The organism is Pseudomonas bohemica, from assembly GCF_002934685.1.
GTDB lineage: Bacteria > Pseudomonadota > Gammaproteobacteria > Pseudomonadales > Pseudomonadaceae > Aquipseudomonas > Aquipseudomonas bohemica.
Genome location: NZ_NKHL01000079.1, coordinates 22,688 through 38,929 on the forward strand (window position 1 = coordinate 22,688; position 16,242 = coordinate 38,929).

Annotated in this window: 14 protein-coding genes and 2 pseudogenes; 15 read left to right on the forward strand and 1 reads right to left on the reverse strand. The window is 55.9% G+C overall.

From position 1 onward, the window contains the following. A pseudogene (locus CE491_RS03780) lies at positions 1-1,074 on the forward strand (IS3 family transposase); the annotation flags it as partial. 1,008 nt (positions 1,075-2,082) lie between these two features. Beyond that, positions 2,083-3,090, forward strand: coding sequence for an IS5 family transposase (locus CE491_RS03785; RefSeq protein ID WP_110947037.1), 1,008 nt, complete (start codon positions 2,083-2,085; stop codon positions 3,088-3,090). A 152-nt stretch (positions 3,091-3,242) separates the two neighbouring features. Here the strand turns inward: CE491_RS03785 and CE491_RS03790 are convergent. Then, positions 3,243-4,340 (reverse strand): annotated as a pseudogene (locus CE491_RS03790) (IS256 family transposase); the annotation flags it as partial. 222 nt (positions 4,341-4,562) lie between these two features. Between CE491_RS03790 and CE491_RS03795 the strand changes: the two are divergent. The 13 genes from CE491_RS03795 to CE491_RS03855 all read left to right on the forward strand — a co-directional run bounded on the left by CE491_RS03795 (position 4,563) and on the right by CE491_RS03855 (position 16,065). After that, positions 4,563-5,561, forward strand: coding sequence for an ATP-grasp domain-containing protein (locus tag CE491_RS03795; RefSeq protein WP_110947021.1), 999 nt, complete (start codon positions 4,563-4,565; stop codon positions 5,559-5,561). A 78-nt stretch (positions 5,562-5,639) separates the two neighbouring features. After that, the gene (locus CE491_RS03800) at positions 5,640-6,779 is read left to right on the forward strand and encodes a trypsin-like peptidase domain-containing protein (RefSeq protein WP_110947022.1); all 1,140 of its coding nucleotides are present in this window, start codon (positions 5,640-5,642) and stop codon (positions 6,777-6,779) included. A gap of 70 nt (positions 6,780-6,849) precedes the next feature. Next, the gene (locus tag CE491_RS03805) at positions 6,850-7,986 is read left to right on the forward strand and encodes a phosphoribosyltransferase domain-containing protein (protein ID WP_110947023.1); all 1,137 of its coding nucleotides are present in this window, start codon (positions 6,850-6,852) and stop codon (positions 7,984-7,986) included. Beyond that, on the forward strand, positions 7,976-8,737 hold the full coding sequence (locus CE491_RS03810; RefSeq protein WP_110947024.1) for an HAD family hydrolase: 762 nt from the start codon (positions 7,976-7,978) through the stop codon (positions 8,735-8,737). Before CE491_RS03805 ends, CE491_RS03810 begins: the two co-directional genes overlap by 11 nt. Next, the gene (locus CE491_RS03815; protein WP_110947025.1) at positions 8,730-9,821 is read left to right on the forward strand and encodes a cysteine protease StiP family protein; all 1,092 of its coding nucleotides are present in this window, start codon (positions 8,730-8,732) and stop codon (positions 9,819-9,821) included. The genes CE491_RS03810 and CE491_RS03815 overlap by 8 nt, the downstream gene beginning before the upstream one ends. After that, a complete protein-coding gene (locus tag CE491_RS03820; RefSeq protein WP_110947026.1) occupies positions 9,821-10,768 on the forward strand; it encodes an HpcH/HpaI aldolase/citrate lyase family protein in 948 nt (315 codons plus the stop codon). The genes CE491_RS03815 and CE491_RS03820 overlap by 1 nt, the downstream gene beginning before the upstream one ends. Continuing rightward, a complete protein-coding gene (locus CE491_RS03825; protein ID WP_110947027.1) occupies positions 10,765-11,496 on the forward strand; it encodes an HAD-IB family hydrolase in 732 nt (243 codons plus the stop codon). Before CE491_RS03820 ends, CE491_RS03825 begins: the two co-directional genes overlap by 4 nt. Before the next feature lie 26 nt (positions 11,497-11,522). Beyond that, complete coding sequence (locus CE491_RS03830; RefSeq protein WP_110947028.1) at positions 11,523-12,110, forward strand: TerD family protein; 588 nt, start codon at positions 11,523-11,525, stop codon at positions 12,108-12,110. Next, the gene (locus tag CE491_RS03835) at positions 12,107-13,276 is read left to right on the forward strand and encodes a TerD family protein (protein WP_110947029.1); all 1,170 of its coding nucleotides are present in this window, start codon (positions 12,107-12,109) and stop codon (positions 13,274-13,276) included. Before CE491_RS03830 ends, CE491_RS03835 begins: the two co-directional genes overlap by 4 nt. Before the next feature lie 47 nt (positions 13,277-13,323). Then, positions 13,324-13,773, forward strand: coding sequence for a tellurite resistance TerB family protein (locus CE491_RS03840; protein WP_110947030.1), 450 nt, complete (start codon positions 13,324-13,326; stop codon positions 13,771-13,773). An 11-nt stretch (positions 13,774-13,784) separates the two neighbouring features. Beyond that, positions 13,785-14,816 (forward strand): TerC/Alx family metal homeostasis membrane protein, encoded by a 1,032-nt coding sequence (locus CE491_RS03845; RefSeq protein ID WP_110947031.1) that lies wholly within the window; start codon positions 13,785-13,787, stop codon positions 14,814-14,816. Between the two features lie 30 nt (positions 14,817-14,846). Then, positions 14,847-15,425, forward strand: a complete 579-nt coding sequence (locus CE491_RS03850; protein ID WP_110947032.1) for a TerD family protein — start codon at positions 14,847-14,849, stop codon at positions 15,423-15,425. Positions 15,426-15,486: 61 nt separating this feature from the next. Continuing rightward, positions 15,487-16,065: a TerD family protein gene (locus tag CE491_RS03855; protein ID WP_110947033.1), complete on the forward strand. Its 579-nt coding sequence runs from the start codon at positions 15,487-15,489 to the stop codon at positions 16,063-16,065. Positions 16,066-16,242: the final 177 nt, after the last annotated feature.

The following is a 16,242-nucleotide window of genomic DNA, read 5'->3' on the forward strand; positions in this document are numbered from 1 at the left end:
TTTTTCAGACAGCCAAATCATCGCCATCCTCAAGCAAGCCGAAGCCGGTAGTCCTGCCCCCGAGCTATGTCGCGAGCACGGCATCAGCACTGCCACCTTTTACAAATGGCGAACCAAGTTCGGCGGCATGGACGCGTCGCTGATGGCTCGGTTGCGCGAGCTTGAGGAAGAAAATCGTCGTCTCAAGAAGATGTACGCCGAGGAACGCCTCAAAGCCGAAATCATCCAGGAGGCGATGGTAAAAAAGTGGTGAAGCCATCTCGACGACGGGAGATGGCGCTGCAAGCGGTTTGTTCAGGTCGGACCAGCATCAAACTGGCGTGTAATGCCTTCGGTATCAGCGTCGCCTGTTATCGCTACCCGCCACGGTTGTCGTCTGAAAATGCACAGATTGCCGATCTCCTGCTTCGTCTGACGCACAACCAACGTAACTGGGGTTTTGGCTTGTGCTTCCTGTACCTGCGCAACGTGAAGGGCCATCGTTGGAACCACAAACGGGTGTATCGGATTTACCGCGAACTGGAACTGAATCTGCGGATCAAACCTCGCAAGCGCATCGTGCGTGAGAAGCCGGAACCCCTCATCGTACCGGCAGCGATCAATCAGTGCTGGTCAATGGACTTTATGCATGACTAGTTGTCCGACGGACGCAGTTTTCGGATATTCAACGTGATCGATGACTTCAATCGCGAGGCGTTGAGCATGGAGATCGACCTGTCGTTACCCGCAGAGCGTGTGGTACGAGCTCTGGATCAGGTGATTGAGTGGCGTGGCAAGCCACAGGTCATCCGCAGCGACAATGGCCCGGAATACCTCAGCACCAAGCTGACACTGTGGGCCGAAAAGAGCGGTATTCGCTTGGAGTACATCCAGCCTGGAAACCCGCAGCAAAATGCTTACGTCGAGCGCTACAACCGGACGGTACGGTATGACTGGCTTGGACATTACTTGTTTGAATCGATAGCCGAAGTTCAGGACTACGGCACGAACTGGATATGGACGTACAATCACGAACGCCCGAATATGGCGCTTGGAGGCATTACCCCCAAACAGAAGTTAGCCCTCGCGGCTTGAACTCTACTTCTGGCAAGTACTGAAAATGGGAGGATTACCTTATCGTGAGAGCCTGGGCCCGCGGCATAACCAGTCCAGGTTTTTGTCCGCATCCCCGGCTACCAAAATTGTACTGACCCGTGCTCCTACCCTGTGAACCTCCACAAGTGCTTGCTTTCTGCCGATTGGTGTTGGGTCAACATAGTATCGGCCACTGGGTTAACTCGGCGTCAGCCCCACAAGCAGGGTGACGCCCTGGATGACAGCAGCCAGTAAGCCCACGGGCACTAGTCGATTCTTCCCTAGTCTCGATGCTTGAGACCTACTGAAAGCCGACAGTTGCGAGACTTGATACTTCCCTGCCGAAAGGCCTGCACACCAGATCCTTCATACTAGGCGTCGTCTGCCGAACAATCGTCAGTTTCACCTTCTGCGGCGATTCAATCCGATGGGTACCATCAGATCTTTGGTGGAAGGTGACAATATTGTGAGCGCCTGTCGATACAAAGTTCTGATCGTTGAAGCTGGTTTGCCGAAAAATGGGGTCCACACCAGTGTCCAGCGATGCTGGTTTGGACCGTAAGACAGAGCCTCTATCCACCTCTACATCTAGAGCTTGGGCCGTGGGCCCCATTGAAAGGATTCCCCGACGAGGCTCCGATCGGCTAACCAACAAAAAAACGGTGACTACAACCACTCCTGCCATTGCTAGACACGCGACAAGGCTCCGAACGCCACGCCTGCGACCTCGCGGGTAATCCTTTCCGGGGCATCGCTGAATTCCGCTTTCATTCAAAACCTATCCCTGTCTGTAATGTCTTGATCGTGTCCCAGGAAGTGATGTAACTCATCACGGCACTGGCTACTGAGTTTGCCGTTTAGATGATCACGGCCGACAGCTTGGCCTGCGTATTATCGCTGACCGCCTCGAAGGGCCTCCAACTGCATGTGGCGCCTTTAGGGAATCTCCAAAAACCGGCCAATCCCTTTAAAATCAGAACCGACCTCGAACCACAGGACTGCCAGCGCATGCTTAGCCTATTTGCCGACCAGGAACGCGAAGCGAAACTCGACAGTTTGGGCGACCCGTTGGCGCTGCTGAACAAGCATGTCAACTTCCGTCTCATGGCTGAGGAGATCGACCGCTGGGTACCTCGCCCAAGTCGCGCCAAAGGCGGTAGGCCTCCATACCCGACAGAGCTCATGACGCGTCTGCTGGTCTTGCAGCAGTTGTTCAACCTGTCCGACGAGCAGATGGAGTTCCAGCTACTCGACCGCATGAGTTTTCAGCGTTTTGCTGGGCTTAAGAATTCTGCGCGTGTGCCGGATCGCAATACGATCTGGACTTTCCGTGAGCGGCTCGTTCAGGCCAAGGTCGAACACCTGATCTTTGACGAAGTGCAGCGCCAACTTCAGCTAAACGGCTTCAACGCACGGGAAGGACAGATCATCGACGCCAGCATCGTCCGTGCTCCGATCCAGCACAACACGGCTGAAGAGCAGGCCGTCGTGAAACAGCGGGCAGCCCCCGTTGAATGGGCACCCGCCAAGCGCCGGCAAAAGGATGTCGAGGCACGCTGGACGAAGAAGCACGGCAAAGCGTACTTCGGCTACAAGCTCTCGGTCAGTGTGGATCGCCGGCACAAGCTGATCCGCAACGTGCGGGTGAGCGACGCCAGCGAGGCGGACACGCGGCATCTGGTCGACTTGCTGGATCGGGGTAACAGCAGCCAGGACTTCTGGGCTGACCGAGGCTATCACGACACGCCACGCGAACGCTGGCTCACACTCACAGGATGGCGCCCGCACATTCAGCGCAAAGGGCAAGCAGGCAAGCCCATCGGTGAGCGGGACAAGGCACGCAACAAACGCATCGCCAGTCCACGGGCTCTGGTTGAGCACATATTTGCCAGCTTGGCACAGATGGGCGGCAAGACGATCCGCAGCATCGGGCTGGCACGCGCGCAGTTTGGTTTGACGCTCAAATCAGCGGTGTACAACCTGAAACGGATGTCGAGCCTGCTGGAGATGGCGTGAGGGTGACAGCAGGCCGGATTCTTCGGCCGGCATTGCACCCGTTGCGATAAGTGTCCGACCTGAACGTTTGGCGCCAGCCACCTCCATCACGCCTTGCTTTCAGCTCAACAGCTGGGTTTTTAGAGGTGCCCTTTACAGGCAGCATTCGTCATTCTCTCCAGCAACCTCGCGCCGACCAGCCTGGTGATCGCCGGATCGTTAGGAAAGATACCCACGACATAAGTGCGCCGCTTGATCTCGGCGTTCAGCCGTTCCAGCGGATTGGTGCTGTGCAGTTGCTGGCGATGGGCTTTCGGGAAGGCCATGTGCGCCAGCACTTCATCTTCGCAACCGTCCATTAGCGCCGCGATTTTCGGATACTTCTCGCGTAATTGGTCGGCCACCAGGCGCCATTGTTGATGGCATTCAGCGCGACTGTCCTGAGCAAAGACTGTGCGCAGTAATGCCGCCACCATGCTGCGCTGACCCTTGCCGACGTGGGCCATCGCATTACGCATGAAATGCACGCGCCAGCGCTGCCAAGTCGCGTGGAAGACCTTGGCGACAGCTACCTTGAGGCCTTCGTGAGCGTCAGAGATAACCAGCTCTACCCCGCGCAAGTCACGGCGCATCAGACTGCGCAGGAAGTCCGTCCAGAACGTCTCAGCCTCAGAATGGCCAACCCGCATGCCCAGAACTTCCCGTCCGCCATTGGCGCTCACGGCCACGGCGAATATTACCGCGACCGAAACGATGCGGCTTGCCTCGCGCACTTTAACGTACGTCGCATCAATCCAAAGGTAAGGCCAGTCGCCCTCAAGTGGTCGATCCACGAACGCATTGACGCGCTCATCGATCTCGCCCGCGAGTCTGGATACCTGGCTTTTCGAGATGCCAGTCATGCCCATGGCTTTGACCAACTCGTCGACCGAGCGTGTGGAACCTCCCTGTATGTAGGCTTCCTGAATCACTGCTGCCATCGCCTTCTCAGCAGTTCTGCGTGGCTCCAGGAAGCCTGGGAAGTAGCTACCTTGGCGCAGTTTGAGGATCTTCAGATCAACGTCGCCGGTACGGGCTTGCCACAGGCGGTAGCGGTAACCGTGGCAGCTGTTTATGCGGTCAGGGCTTTTGACGTCGAAGCCGGCGCCGCACAAGATTTCAACGTCGAAATCCATCATCCGCTGGGCGACGGACTGGATCATTTGCTTGAGCAGATCAGCGTCTGCCCCTTTCTCAACCAACTCGGTCAATGCGATAGTGGGCTTGGTCATCGTGGTTTCTCTGGTGAGTGTTTGGTCTTTGCAAACTCAACAGTAGCCAAGGACTACGATGACCATCCTCTTTCGCCCGTAGCGCGCCTTTAGTTGGTTCAGTTACACCACTTCCGGGGACACGATCCTCCTTGAACCTCAACGTTGCCCCGTTACTATGCATGTGCGGGGATGGGCATGCGTCCGTTGTTCGTTGGCTCACTCAATTTTCAAGGAACGTCCATGATTTGGTTTTTAGAAGGGCAGGCTTCACAGCGCGACATCATCCTCGGGGCCATCGAAGCTCTCCCTTCGTCTGTTCAAGTGCTGGCATCCCATCGTCAGGACCGGCCTGAGATCACAGGTGTTGCGCATCTTAGCTTTGTTGAGCCCGAGGATCGCAGTGAGCGAATCGAGTGGATCATCCGCACCTCGCTTGGGCATTCAGTCAAGGTTGTGCTCGCCGGGCGTGTTGGAGGAGCCTATGAAGCACATCGGGCAGAGTTCGAGGCGGCTGGGCTTACCCTGGTTACCGGCGGCGTGAGTACTCGAACCTTCGACCTTGTGGACGACAAGGCTCGATTCACCGCAGAAGCGAAGCGTGTTGGGCTTCCTTGCATTCCAGCAATCACCGTGAAGACGGCGGCTGAGTTGCGTGCAGCCTATGACGCTTTCAGCCCGAGCGGAGAAGTCTGCATTAAGCCGGTGGTGGGCATCTACGGGCAGGGTTTCTGGCGCTTCAAGGAAGGCGTTGATCCATTCAGATGCTTTGCACACCCAGATGCCCGCCAGGTTGAATTTGAAACCTATCATCGGATTTTTGATGCGACCCCAGCGCGCGAACCAATGCTGATCATGCCGTATCTGCCGGGAAGTGAGTGTTCTGTGGACATGGTATGTGAGGCCGGCAAAGTCGTGGCCTTCGTAGGTCGGCGAAAGGTCGACGTCCATCAGACTTTTGAGCGCTTCTCCCCGGCGACAGACTTGGCGATTGCAGCGGCCGAGCATTTCGGCTGCGACGGCATCGTCAACGTTCAGACCCGTGATGATGCAAGCGGTAACCCGCACTTGCTGGAAATCAATCCTCGGTACTCAGGTGGGATCGGCTACACCCGCGAGACGGGTATCAACCTGCCAGGCATTTTTGCGACTCGCCGTCTCGGCTTGCCTAAGCCTTCGCAGAAATGGATCAGCGGCGTCCGTGTGAAAGCAATTTCGGTTGCTGTAGCAGTACCAAGCTGATATAGAAATGCCTATAAATTCGGTACATTCTGTACATAATTCTCGAAGCCGAGACTCAGTCTACTCAGGGAGCGAGACATGCTGACGCCTGGCGCGAATATTGCGCTTAGTGCGCCTTCAATTTCATGGACGTTGGAGAGCTCGCTCACTACAGCCTTTGGTTCAACGGCGGCTGTGGCTTTGATCCCTGTTGACGATAAGCGCAACTCGAAGGGCGAAGCAGCTCTGTTTCAAGTTGAGCAGTCAAAATGGATGCACTGGAGTGGAGATCCTTCCTCGATAGGCAGTACCGTCCATTTGGATCGATTGCCCATAGGCAGTGACAGAGTCCTCCTGGTCGTTTATCGCTACTCCAATCTCGGCCCCATCGGACAGCTCAACGCTCTCAAGCTGACTATCGATCAGCGCACCACCTACGAGCTGGATGTAAGCAAGTATGGCGACTCTGCCTTAGTCCTCGGCGAATTCTATGCGCGAAATGGCCATTGGAAGTTTCGTGCCCTGGCCGAAGGATCCGCCTATGGGCTGTCAGCTTTTGGTCGGAAAATAGGCTTGGCAGTCGACGAGTCGCACCCTGATCATCCTGCGACCGGCAGTGATAGTTCTCGCTCAGGTGGCTCTCCCTCTGGCGCTACGGGAACTGGGTTCGCCGTATCCGAAACATCCATCATCACCTGTGCACATGTGATTGAGGGCATGTCCCAGATCGAGATCAACTCGTTCAACGGCAGATACCGGGCAGAACCGGTTATGGTCGACGTGCGGAATGACATTGCACTGCTAAGGGTGCAGGGCGCGCAGTTGACGCCAGTCCGTTTTGCTCCAACGACGCGTTGTTCGCTAGGCGATCCGGTTACAGCAGTCGGTTTCCCAATGTCAGGATTCGCTGGCGGTGGAGCTCATGTCACTCAGGGGGGCGTGTCTGCACTGTTCGGCTTGAGAAATGATGCGAGTCTTATGCAATTCACAGCTGCGATTCAGCCCGGCTCATCCGGAAGCCCGTTGTTTGATTCGCTCGGAAGTGTTGTAGGGATGGTCACTTCGACAGTTCCCGATGCTCAAAATATGAATTTCGCGGTTAAGTCGAATCTGCTTGTTGCCTTCCTGGACGCATGCCATATCCCAATTTCGCGTCCTGAAGTACATGCAACTCTTACCGCGGCCGACATAGCACGAGGCGTTCAGCCGTCGCTATGGAAAATCGAAGCTCGCAGCTAAGCCAAACCGACTTATTGAAAAATTCAGGGCGGACGTTAGGCTCATTTCTAACGTCCACAGGAACCTAGACATGGAACAAATTGCAGATTACCAAGAGTCGACCAAGCTCCGCGCATCTTTGATGCGGGGTGTGCTTGAGGTCGACGTTCATCTTTCCTCGGTATCTCCAGAATCGCTTTTCGGTTTTGCCGAACGCCGCAATCCCAAGCGCGCCTTTCTCTTCGTTTCTCGTGTATTGGGGAAGCATATTCCTGCCAAACCATCGGTTATGGAGTTCACCTACGAAAGTTTAGCTGCAAAGATTCCCGCGGATCTACCTGGTCCGGTGTTGGTAATCGGCATGGCTGAGACAGCTGTCGGGCTCGGTGCCGGCGTTCATCGTTCATACGCCAAGACCCGATCTGACACGATGTATCTCGTGAGTACTCGCCATCCGGTTGGAGAGGAGATCTTTGCGAACTTTGTTGAAGAACACAGTCATGCGGCCTCTCACATCATTCACGTCCCGCTCGACCCAGAGCTCCAGGCGATGATGCGGAATGCTCGATCCCTGGTTCTGGTTGATGATGAAGCTTCTACCGGCAAAACTTTCGTCAACCTCCATCGCGCCCTGGCTGATGCAGGCCTGCGCAATCTGGAGCGTGTCGTCACATGCGTACTGACTGACTGGTCTGCGGGAGCTGTTTGCTCGAATTTTGGGGGCTTTGCAGATCAAATTTCCCTCCTCAGCGGCGCTTACAAGTTCACTGAGGATCCAGAGGCACTGCTCCCAGAAATGCCCGATACAGGCGTTGTAGCGGTGGGCGACTGGCCAATCAACCCAGCCAATGATTGGGGGCGTTTGGGTGTGCGCGAGGTCGCTGATACTTTGGGCCGAGATTTTCAGGTGAAGCCCGGCGAAAAAATCATCGTGTTGGGTACCGGTGAGTTTGTTTGGAAGCCATTTCTGCTTGCAGAACGACTGGAGCTCGAGGGCGCGAACGTCCACTTCAGCTCCACGACTCGATCCCCAATTGCGTTGGGCCACTCCATTGAGCATGCCCTCAGCTTTTCTGACAACTACGGTCTGGGCATCGTCAATTTCCTCTACAACGTGGCACCAGGGCAGTTCGACCGAGTGCTGATCTGCAGTGAAACGGCTGCGCAAGCCGTACCTCGATCCTTGATTGATGCACTGAGCGCGGAGGTGATCGTCGATGGCATTTAATCGCCCTCTGGTATTGATCGACCTCGACGACACCCTCTTCCAGACTGCACGCAAAATGCCTGAGGAGGATCAGCTGCGCTATCCGGCGTCCTACGACGTCAACGGCGGCGTGAGCGGCTATCAAACACAGGTCCAGAAGGACTTCCTTGAGTGGCTGCTGCAAGTTGCTGACGTCGTACCTGTCACTGCTCGCAGCGCCGAGGCTTTCAGCCGTGTGCGCCTCAACTTCACTGCAGGTGCAGTCTGTTCCCATGGCGGTTTGATTCTGAACCCGGATCGCAGCGTCAATGAAGAGTGGCACGCATTGATGAGTGACAAGCTGGCCAGCTATCACGACCGGCTTCCTATGCTGTGTGAAGCAGCGCTGGACCTGGGCTCTCAAAACGGCATCTCTCTGCGCGGCTGGGTCGTTGAGGAAGCGAACCAACGTCACTACGTGGTCGTAAAGCACAACACTGGCTCTGATGGGCACCTGACGTTCGTGCTAGAACAACTGCGCAGCGCAGGCCTCCTTGAAGGGCTTCACACGCATACGAACGGGAACAACCTCGCCCTTCTGCCGGTTGGTCTTTCCAAGCGTGCTGCCGTCGAGCACTACCTCACCATCGACCACGAGCAAAATGCTGTGCGCGCTGTCTTGGGTTTTGGAGACAGCATCACAGATCTGGGTTTTATGAACCTTTGCCACTTCTGGTCGACGCCTGCAAAGAGTCAGCTCGCTGCATTGGTGGAGGAAGCGATCAATGTCTAATCCAGCTCAGGCATCGCTAACGGTCGGCAGCGGCAGCTACCTGCACGACGACGTCCATTTTCTTTTGAGGCCGGTCCAGATCGGTCTCACGGATGTTCTCGAAAAGGAACGACTGATCCAGACCAATCTAAAACACTACTCCGAAATGATCAGCCAGGAGAGTGCACCTTCCAGCACCCACATGGCGCTGTATGAGCGCGCCATGGGCCAGAATGCTGTGCGCATGGCAGAAAACGTCCAAGCGCTGGCGCTGGCGCTTGATGAGTGTTACAACGGTCCTACGATCGCGCTGGTGTCATTCGTGCGAGCAGGCTTGCCGCTTGGTGTGCTCCTACGCCGCGCACTGCTGGGGCTGGGTCGTAATGTCCATCATTACGGAATCAGCATTGTCCGTGATCGTGGAATCGACGTGGTCGCCCTCGAAAGCATCATCGCAGAGCATGGTGCCGAGAACATCGTCTTCGTAGACGGCTGGACCGGTAAAGGCGCGATCTCTGGCGAGATCAAGCGCTGTCTGGCGGGGGACAAGCGCTTCCCCTATGAACCGCGTCTGGCAGTGCTCGCTGATCCGTGCGGTCGTGCCTGGCTGGCTGCGTCGGCTGATGACTGGATCATCCCATCGGGCATCCTCGGTGCAACTGTCTCTGGACTGGTTTCTCGCTCTATCTGGCCAGCAGAGGGTGGGTTGCACGGATGTGTGGTGTACAACCACCTTCAGGAGCATGACGTCACCCGACAGTTTATTGATCGGATCGAAGCGGCACGCACTTCTGTTGAGGTTAGCCCAGCATCTCCCTGGACACCTGAGCAAGCGTTGGCACTTCAGACAAGTGCACTGGGTGTTGTTTATAGCCTCGCTGCCCGCTTCGGGGTAACGAACTTGAATCGTGTGAAGCCAGGCATCGCTGAAGCTACCCGCGCGGTACTGAGACGTGTACCTGATCAGGTGCTGGTGCGTGACCGCGCTGACGCTGATGTTCAGTTGCTCATGCATCTGACCGACGGGGCAGGGATCGAGGTGCAGGAGGCGGGTGACGAGTTGGGCCCGTATCGTGCCGTCACCATAATCCGGAGCGTGAACTAATGACCCGCACATCTCCATATGCTCTCGGAGCTACGCTTTATATGCCTGCTACACGTCCGGACATTCTTGACGTGATTCGGGGAGAAAAACTGCCCGGTCTGCGTTCGATGGTGGTGTGTCTCGAGGACGCGGTGGCTGCCACGGACGTCGATCCTGCTCTACAGCATCTGCGGGGCGTGTTGAGATCTGTCGTTGCTGACAACGAGGCCAGAGGCTCCGGACCACTCGTTTTCGTTCGCCCCCGCGATTCGCAAATGGCAGCGAAGCTGAATGACTGGTCAGAAACCAGTGCAATCAACGGATTTGTTGTCCCGAAATTCACCCTGGCGTCCTTGGGGCAATGGGCGCTTGCGGCATCGAATCCTGAGTTGCTGCTGATGCCTACATTAGAAACCGCTGACGTCTACAGCCCTCAAGCTATGGTCGACCTGGGTGCTGCCATGCGCGCGGAGTTCGGCGATCGAATTCTGGCGCTTCGAATTGGTGGGAATGACCTGATGGGTTGCTTGGGGTTACGCCGCAATCCGGCAGCGACGCTTTACAAGACACCCATGGGATATGTGATACCGATGCTGGCGGGCGTGCTGGGTGCTCAGGGGTTCGCTATGACCGCTCCAGTGTTTGAACAGCTCGCGACCCCCGAGTTGCTTTCGGAAGAGCTAAATCTGGACATCTCTCATGGATTGGTAGGCAAGACAGCCATCCATCCTTCTCAGATAACTCAGATCCATGACGCTTTCCGAGTATCAATCGAGGACCTGAACTGCGCCAAGCTGATCGTTAATGATTCTGCACCGGCAGTGTTCAAGCACAACGATGCGATGGTCGAGCCCGCCACACACTACAACTGGGCAGTGAAGATTATCGAGCGTGCGAAATGGCATGGGGTCAAGCCTGCGGAAGTCAGTCTGGGTGAACCAGTTCGTCTCGCAGAGGTTGCTCGATGACGCAGGAGATGCTTGAGGCAGGGCCAGCATCTGCGCCGGTCCTCTCCGTATTCGATTTCGACGGCACCCTCACACGCCGGGACAGTTTCGTTCCCTTCCTGAGGTTTGCATTCGGGACGTGGACATTCGCGTTTCGGATGATTCGCATGCTCCCGGACGCGGTTCGTTACCTCGGTAGGGGCATGACCCGGGACGAGTTGAAGGCGGTACTGATCGCCAAATTCCTTAAAAGTGTCCAAGTCGACTGGGTCGAGCAACGGGCGAGTGAATTTCGGAAGGTCTACTGGAGCCGGCTCATGCGCCCAGCCGGTTTACAATCGGTCGCAGCAGAGGTCGCCAGCGGTGCACAGGTGACGATTTGCTCCGCTTCTCCACGATTGGTTTTAACACCCTTCGCAGAGGAGTTGGGGATCAAGCTCATTTCAACAGAGCTTGAGGTTATCGACGGAAAGCTGACAGGCAAGATCAGCGGTAGTAACTGCCGATGCGAAGCCAAGGTACTTCGACTCGAATCCGTATATGGCCCGCTCGAAAAATTCAGGCTGCGTGCCTGGGGTGATACGCGTGGGGATCATGAACTGTTGGCCGCAGCGCAAGAGCCTCACTGGCGTCACTTTCACCCGCGCTGGCAACGCGGCCGGATGAAGATAGAAAAGATTGAAGCTCGCGTTCGTCAGGGCGAGGGCCACAAGAATTCAGTAACTGGCACTGCTGCCGACAAGCAGTAGACCAACGATCAACAAGGAGCGTAACGATGGCACTTACCCTTTCAAAGAACCAATCCATCAGTCTTGAGAAAACCGCAGGTGCGGGTCTGACCAAGATTTCCCTGGGCCTGGGTTGGGACCCGATGAAGACTGGCCTGATGGGAAAGCTTTTCGGTAAAAGCGGAGATATCGACTTGGACGCGTCCTGCATCCTGTTCGACGCCAATCTCAAACCAGTGGACCTGGTCTGGTTCCGTCAGTTGAAATCCAAGGATGGCTCGATCCGGCATTCTGGTGACAACCGTACTGGCGAGGGTGATGGCGACGACGAAACCATTTTCATCGACCTCGCTACGCTGCCGGCAGCGGTCACCCACCTGGTATTTACAGTCAACAGCTTCACCGGCGAGAACTTCGAGCGTATCGAGAATGCTTACTGCCGCATTGTTGATTCTGGAAAGAACAACGAATTGGCGCGTTTCAACCTTTCCGAACAGGGCGCACACACTGGCGTGGTCATGGCGAGCTTGACCCGCGGCGCTAGCGGCTGGGACTTCAAGGCCATCGGTAAAACCACTCGCGGCCGTACTGCTGATGACTTGGTCAGCTTGGCAGTCGAGGCGGTGCGAGCATGACGAGCCTGGTCCCGGGCGGTAATGCGCCGGTCGCCACCGGCTCTATCACTGTCGAAATCGCCTATTCGCCAATCCCCGGCGCTGATATCGACGTCTCTGCTTTTGCCCTTGCTGAGTCCGGCAAGGTTCGCAGTGACAACGACATGTGCTTCTACGGTCAGCCAAATGTGCAGGGCGGGGCGGTACAGATGGCGGATGCATCGAGCGGCCGTGCAGTCTTCAATGTGGACTTGAGTCGCCTTGAAGCGGCCGTTGATAAGGTTGCCCTGACTGCAACCATCCACGAGAACAAGGCCAGCTTCGACCGAGTGGCGAGCTTGAAGGTGACCGTCAGTGGCGGCGTTGAAGCTCAGATCCCGACGTCGGGCATGAAAGAAACTGCCTTGATCCTGGGTGAGTTTTACCGCCGTCAGGGTCAGTGGAAGTTCCGCTGCGTAGCTCAAGGCTTCGCTGGTGGCCTTGCTCCTTTGGCGACTCACTTCGGTGTGGATATTGCCGACGCACCTGCTCCATCACCAGCGGCAGCTCCAACACCGCCGCCGGCACCACCTGCGCCTGCAAAATCGGCGATCAGCCTGAGTAAGGTGACGCTCGACAAGTCTCGCTCCTCGATCAGCCTGGAGAAGACTGCTGCGGGTTTTGGTGAGATCCGCGTCAATCTGAACTGGAACCGCGGTAAAAGCGGCGGCTTTTTTGGAAAGTCGAAGGCGATCGACCTCGATTTGGGTTGCCTTTACGAACTGCAGGACGGCGAAAAGAGCGTTATCCAGGCACTCGGGAATCAGTTCGGCGAGCTGGACTACGAACCTTTTATCAAGCTCATGGGTGATGACCGAACTGGCGCTGTTGCCGGCGGCGAGTGGCTTCACATCAATGGAAAGAAATGGAGCGAGATCAAACGCATCCTGATCTTCGCCTTCATTTACGAAGGCGCGCCTGATTGGAAGGCCACTGACGGTGTGGTGACCATCTTCGTACCCGGCCAGCCGGAAATCGAAGTTCGCCTGAACGAGGAGGGTGGGCGTCTAGGATGCTGCGCCATCGCTCTCCTTGAAAATGACAACGGTGCCGTTAAGGTCACTCGCAGGGTTGATTTCCATAGCAATCAAGAGCCAATGGACAAAGCCTACGGTTGGGGCATGCGCTGGCGCGCCGGCTCTAAATAATCTGAATCACGCGGCGCCTTTGGGCCCCGCTTTAAGAGGTACAGGACATGCTGGAATGGCTCAAAACCAACGCTGAGAAAGCCCGCGCGGCGCTCACCACCGAAGTGACTAAATTCAAGAACCGGACCTTCATGGAGGCCACCGCCGCCGCCTGCGCGATGATCGCTGCTGCTGACGGCGAGGTATCTTCGGTTGAAAAGCTGAAAATGTCCGGTTTCATCAAGAACTCTCCAGAATTGAAGGTATTCAATCTGACTGATGTGATCGCAGCTTTCAATGATTCGGTCGGGAAGTTCGAGTTTGACTACCAGATTGGCCAAGCTGAAGCGCTGAAAACGATTAACAAGATCAAAGGCAACGACGGGGCTTCCCGCTTGCTGGTCCGCGTGGCCTGCGCTATCGGTGCGTCCGACGGAAACTTTGATGACAAAGAGAAAGCGGCCTGCCGCCAGATCTGTCTCGAGCTGAGTCTCCCCCCGTCTGACTTCGAACTCTAAGGTACCACATCGTGGAAGTTACCCATCTCGGATTCCCCCCGCTGACCATGGCTGTATTTGTAGGCCTGGCCATCGGCGCAATGTTGCTCGATATGCTCACTCATCGTGGCGACAAGCCTGTATCGCTGGCAAAGGCGTCGGTGTGGTCCATTTTCTGGATCGCAATATCCCTCGGCTTCGCTGGATTCCTGTATGTCCAACACGGCCCACAAGTCGCCAGCCTGTTCGTAACTGGTTATGCGCTGGAGAAAGTGCTGAGCGTCGATAACCTCTTCGTCTTCATGGCAATCTTTGCGTGGTTTAAAGTGCCTGATGGCTTGCGTCACCGTGTTCTCTACTGGGGGATCATCGGCGCAATCGTGTTCCGTGGCGTCTTCGTTGCCATCGGCACCGGCCTCCTCGCATTCGGTCCGTGGGTCGAGGTCGTTTTCGCGGTGATCGTCGCTTGGACGGCAATCATGATGCTCAAGGGCGGCGGCGATGATGAGGAAGAAGACTATTCGAAGCACATGGCTTATCGCTTCGCCAAGAAGCTGTTTCCGGTGTGGCCGAAGCTGTACAAGAACCAGTTCTTCGTGAGCCGCAAAGTGCTCGAAGATGAGCTGCGTAAGCCGGAAAACCAAGGTATGACTCTGGCGGCGAAGGGTGCGATTTTCGCTACACCGTTGTTCCTGTGTCTGGTCGTGGCTGAGATTTCTGACGTACTGTTCGCCTTTGACTCGGTCCCTGCGGTAATCGCGGTGAGCCGTGAGCCTCTGATCGTGTATTCGGCAATGCTTTTTGCGATCCTGGGCCTGCGTACCATGTACTTTGTGCTGGAAGCGTTGAAGCGTTATCTGGTACACCTTGAAAAGGCAGTCATCGCGTTGCTGTTCTTCATTGCTGTGAAGCTCGGCCTGAACGCTACTGATCACATGTTCCACCATGGCTACAGCATTGATGCCAACACCAGTTTGATCATCGTCATGGTTGTGTTGGTCATCGGTATTGTCGCCAGTTTGATCTTCCCTGAAAAGGAAGAGCCGGCTGCAGAATCAAACTGAATATCACTGCAAGAAACAAGGAGTTAAGTAATGGCATTGTCGCTTTCCAAAGGTGGGAACCTCTCGCTCACCAAGACAGATCCATCTCTTTCGAAGCTCATCGTCGGATTGGGCTGGGACCCGCGAGTCACTGATGGAACCGAGTTCGACCTGGACGCCAGTGCGTTTCTGCTAAGCAGCACTGGTAAGGTTCGTGGCGAATCCGACTTCATCTTCTATAACCAGCTGAAGAGTCTGGATGGTTCGATTGAGCACGCCGGAGACAACCGAACTGGCGCTGGCGATGGCGACGACGAAGTGCTCAAGGTAGACCTGAGCCGCGTTCCTGCTGACGTCGACAAAGTTGCGTTCACCGTGACCATCCACGATGCTGAAGTGCGCAACCAGAATTTCGGTCAAGTTGGCGGCGCCTTCATCCGCATCGTTAACGAAGTTACCGGTGCCGAAGTCGTTCGCTATGACCTTGCAGAAGATGCTTCCACCGAAACCGCGATGATCTTCGCCGAGCTGTATCGCAACGGTGCCGAGTGGAAATTCCGCGCCATTGGCCAGGGCTACGCTGGCGGCCTGAAGGCAGTTGCCAATGGCTACGGTCTGGAGTTCGCCTAAAAACTGCGCCATGGCTTACTAAGGTCCATGACCTTTTAACCTACTGAATTGGAAGATAAAAATGGCAGTTTCACTCTCGAAAGGCGGTAACATCTCGCTTTCTAAGGAAGCACCAGGTCTGACTGAAATTGTTGTCGGCCTGGGCTGGGATGCACGCAAGACCGACGGCGTCGAATTCGACCTTGATGCTTCGGTGTTCGTGACAGGTGAGAACGACAAAGTCCTCAACGACTCCAGCTTCATCTTCTACAATAACAAGCTTTCCGCTGACGGTTCGATCGAACACCTCGGCGACAACCGCTCCGGCGCTGGCGAAGGCGACGATGAGCAGGTTAACGTCAAGCTGACCGGTCTGGCTGCTGATGTGAAGAAGCTGGTTTTCGCGGTAACCATCCACGACGCTGAAGCTCGTAAGCAAAGCTTCGGTCAAGTCAACAACGCCTACATCCGCGTTGTGAACAAGGCTGACGGCAAAGAGATCGCTCGCTTCGATCTGAGCGAAGATGCTTCGGTCGAAACGGCGATGATCTTTGGCGAGTTGTACCGTCACGGCGCGGAGTTCAAGTTCAAGGCCATCGGCCAAGGCTACGCCGGCGGCTTGAAGCCATTGGCTGAAGCTCACGGCGTCAGCATCGGCTAAGAAGCCGATTTCTGAAAAGCCCTTGCCTCAGGCAGGGGCTTTTTTATGTTCCTTGTCCCGTCTTGAATAAGGTTTACACCTTCTGACCTTTCCTCAAGAGGAACCAATGGATTCGGGAAAAAGGCGCAGTCAGCGTGATTACACGCTGGGCTTTAAACTGGCGGTCGTTGATCAGGT

Excerpts from the sequence above, each read along its gene's own strand:
- CE491_RS03825 (WP_110947027.1), top strand. The coding sequence starts at position 10,765 with ATGACGCAGGAGATGCTTGAGGCAGGGCCAGCATCTGCGCCGGTCCTC.
- CE491_RS03785 (WP_110947037.1), top strand. The coding sequence starts at position 2,083 with ATGCTTAGCCTATTTGCCGACCAGGAACGCGAAGCGAAACTCGACAGT.
- CE491_RS03820 (WP_110947026.1), top strand. The coding sequence starts at position 9,821 with ATGACCCGCACATCTCCATATGCTCTCGGAGCTACGCTTTATATGCCT.
- CE491_RS03800 (WP_110947022.1), top strand. The coding sequence starts at position 5,640 with ATGCTGACGCCTGGCGCGAATATTGCGCTTAGTGCGCCTTCAATTTCA.
- CE491_RS03795 (WP_110947021.1), top strand. The coding sequence starts at position 4,563 with ATGATTTGGTTTTTAGAAGGGCAGGCTTCACAGCGCGACATCATCCTC.
- CE491_RS03805 (WP_110947023.1), top strand. The coding sequence starts at position 6,850 with ATGGAACAAATTGCAGATTACCAAGAGTCGACCAAGCTCCGCGCATCT.
- CE491_RS03810 (WP_110947024.1), top strand. The coding sequence starts at position 7,976 with ATGGCATTTAATCGCCCTCTGGTATTGATCGACCTCGACGACACCCTC.
- CE491_RS03830 (WP_110947028.1), top strand. The coding sequence starts at position 11,523 with ATGGCACTTACCCTTTCAAAGAACCAATCCATCAGTCTTGAGAAAACC.
- CE491_RS03840 (WP_110947030.1), top strand. The coding sequence starts at position 13,324 with ATGCTGGAATGGCTCAAAACCAACGCTGAGAAAGCCCGCGCGGCGCTC.
- CE491_RS03850 (WP_110947032.1), top strand. The coding sequence starts at position 14,847 with ATGGCATTGTCGCTTTCCAAAGGTGGGAACCTCTCGCTCACCAAGACA.
- CE491_RS03835 (WP_110947029.1), top strand. The coding sequence starts at position 12,107 with ATGACGAGCCTGGTCCCGGGCGGTAATGCGCCGGTCGCCACCGGCTCT.
- CE491_RS03815 (WP_110947025.1), top strand. The coding sequence starts at position 8,730 with ATGTCTAATCCAGCTCAGGCATCGCTAACGGTCGGCAGCGGCAGCTAC.
- CE491_RS03855 (WP_110947033.1), top strand. The coding sequence starts at position 15,487 with ATGGCAGTTTCACTCTCGAAAGGCGGTAACATCTCGCTTTCTAAGGAA.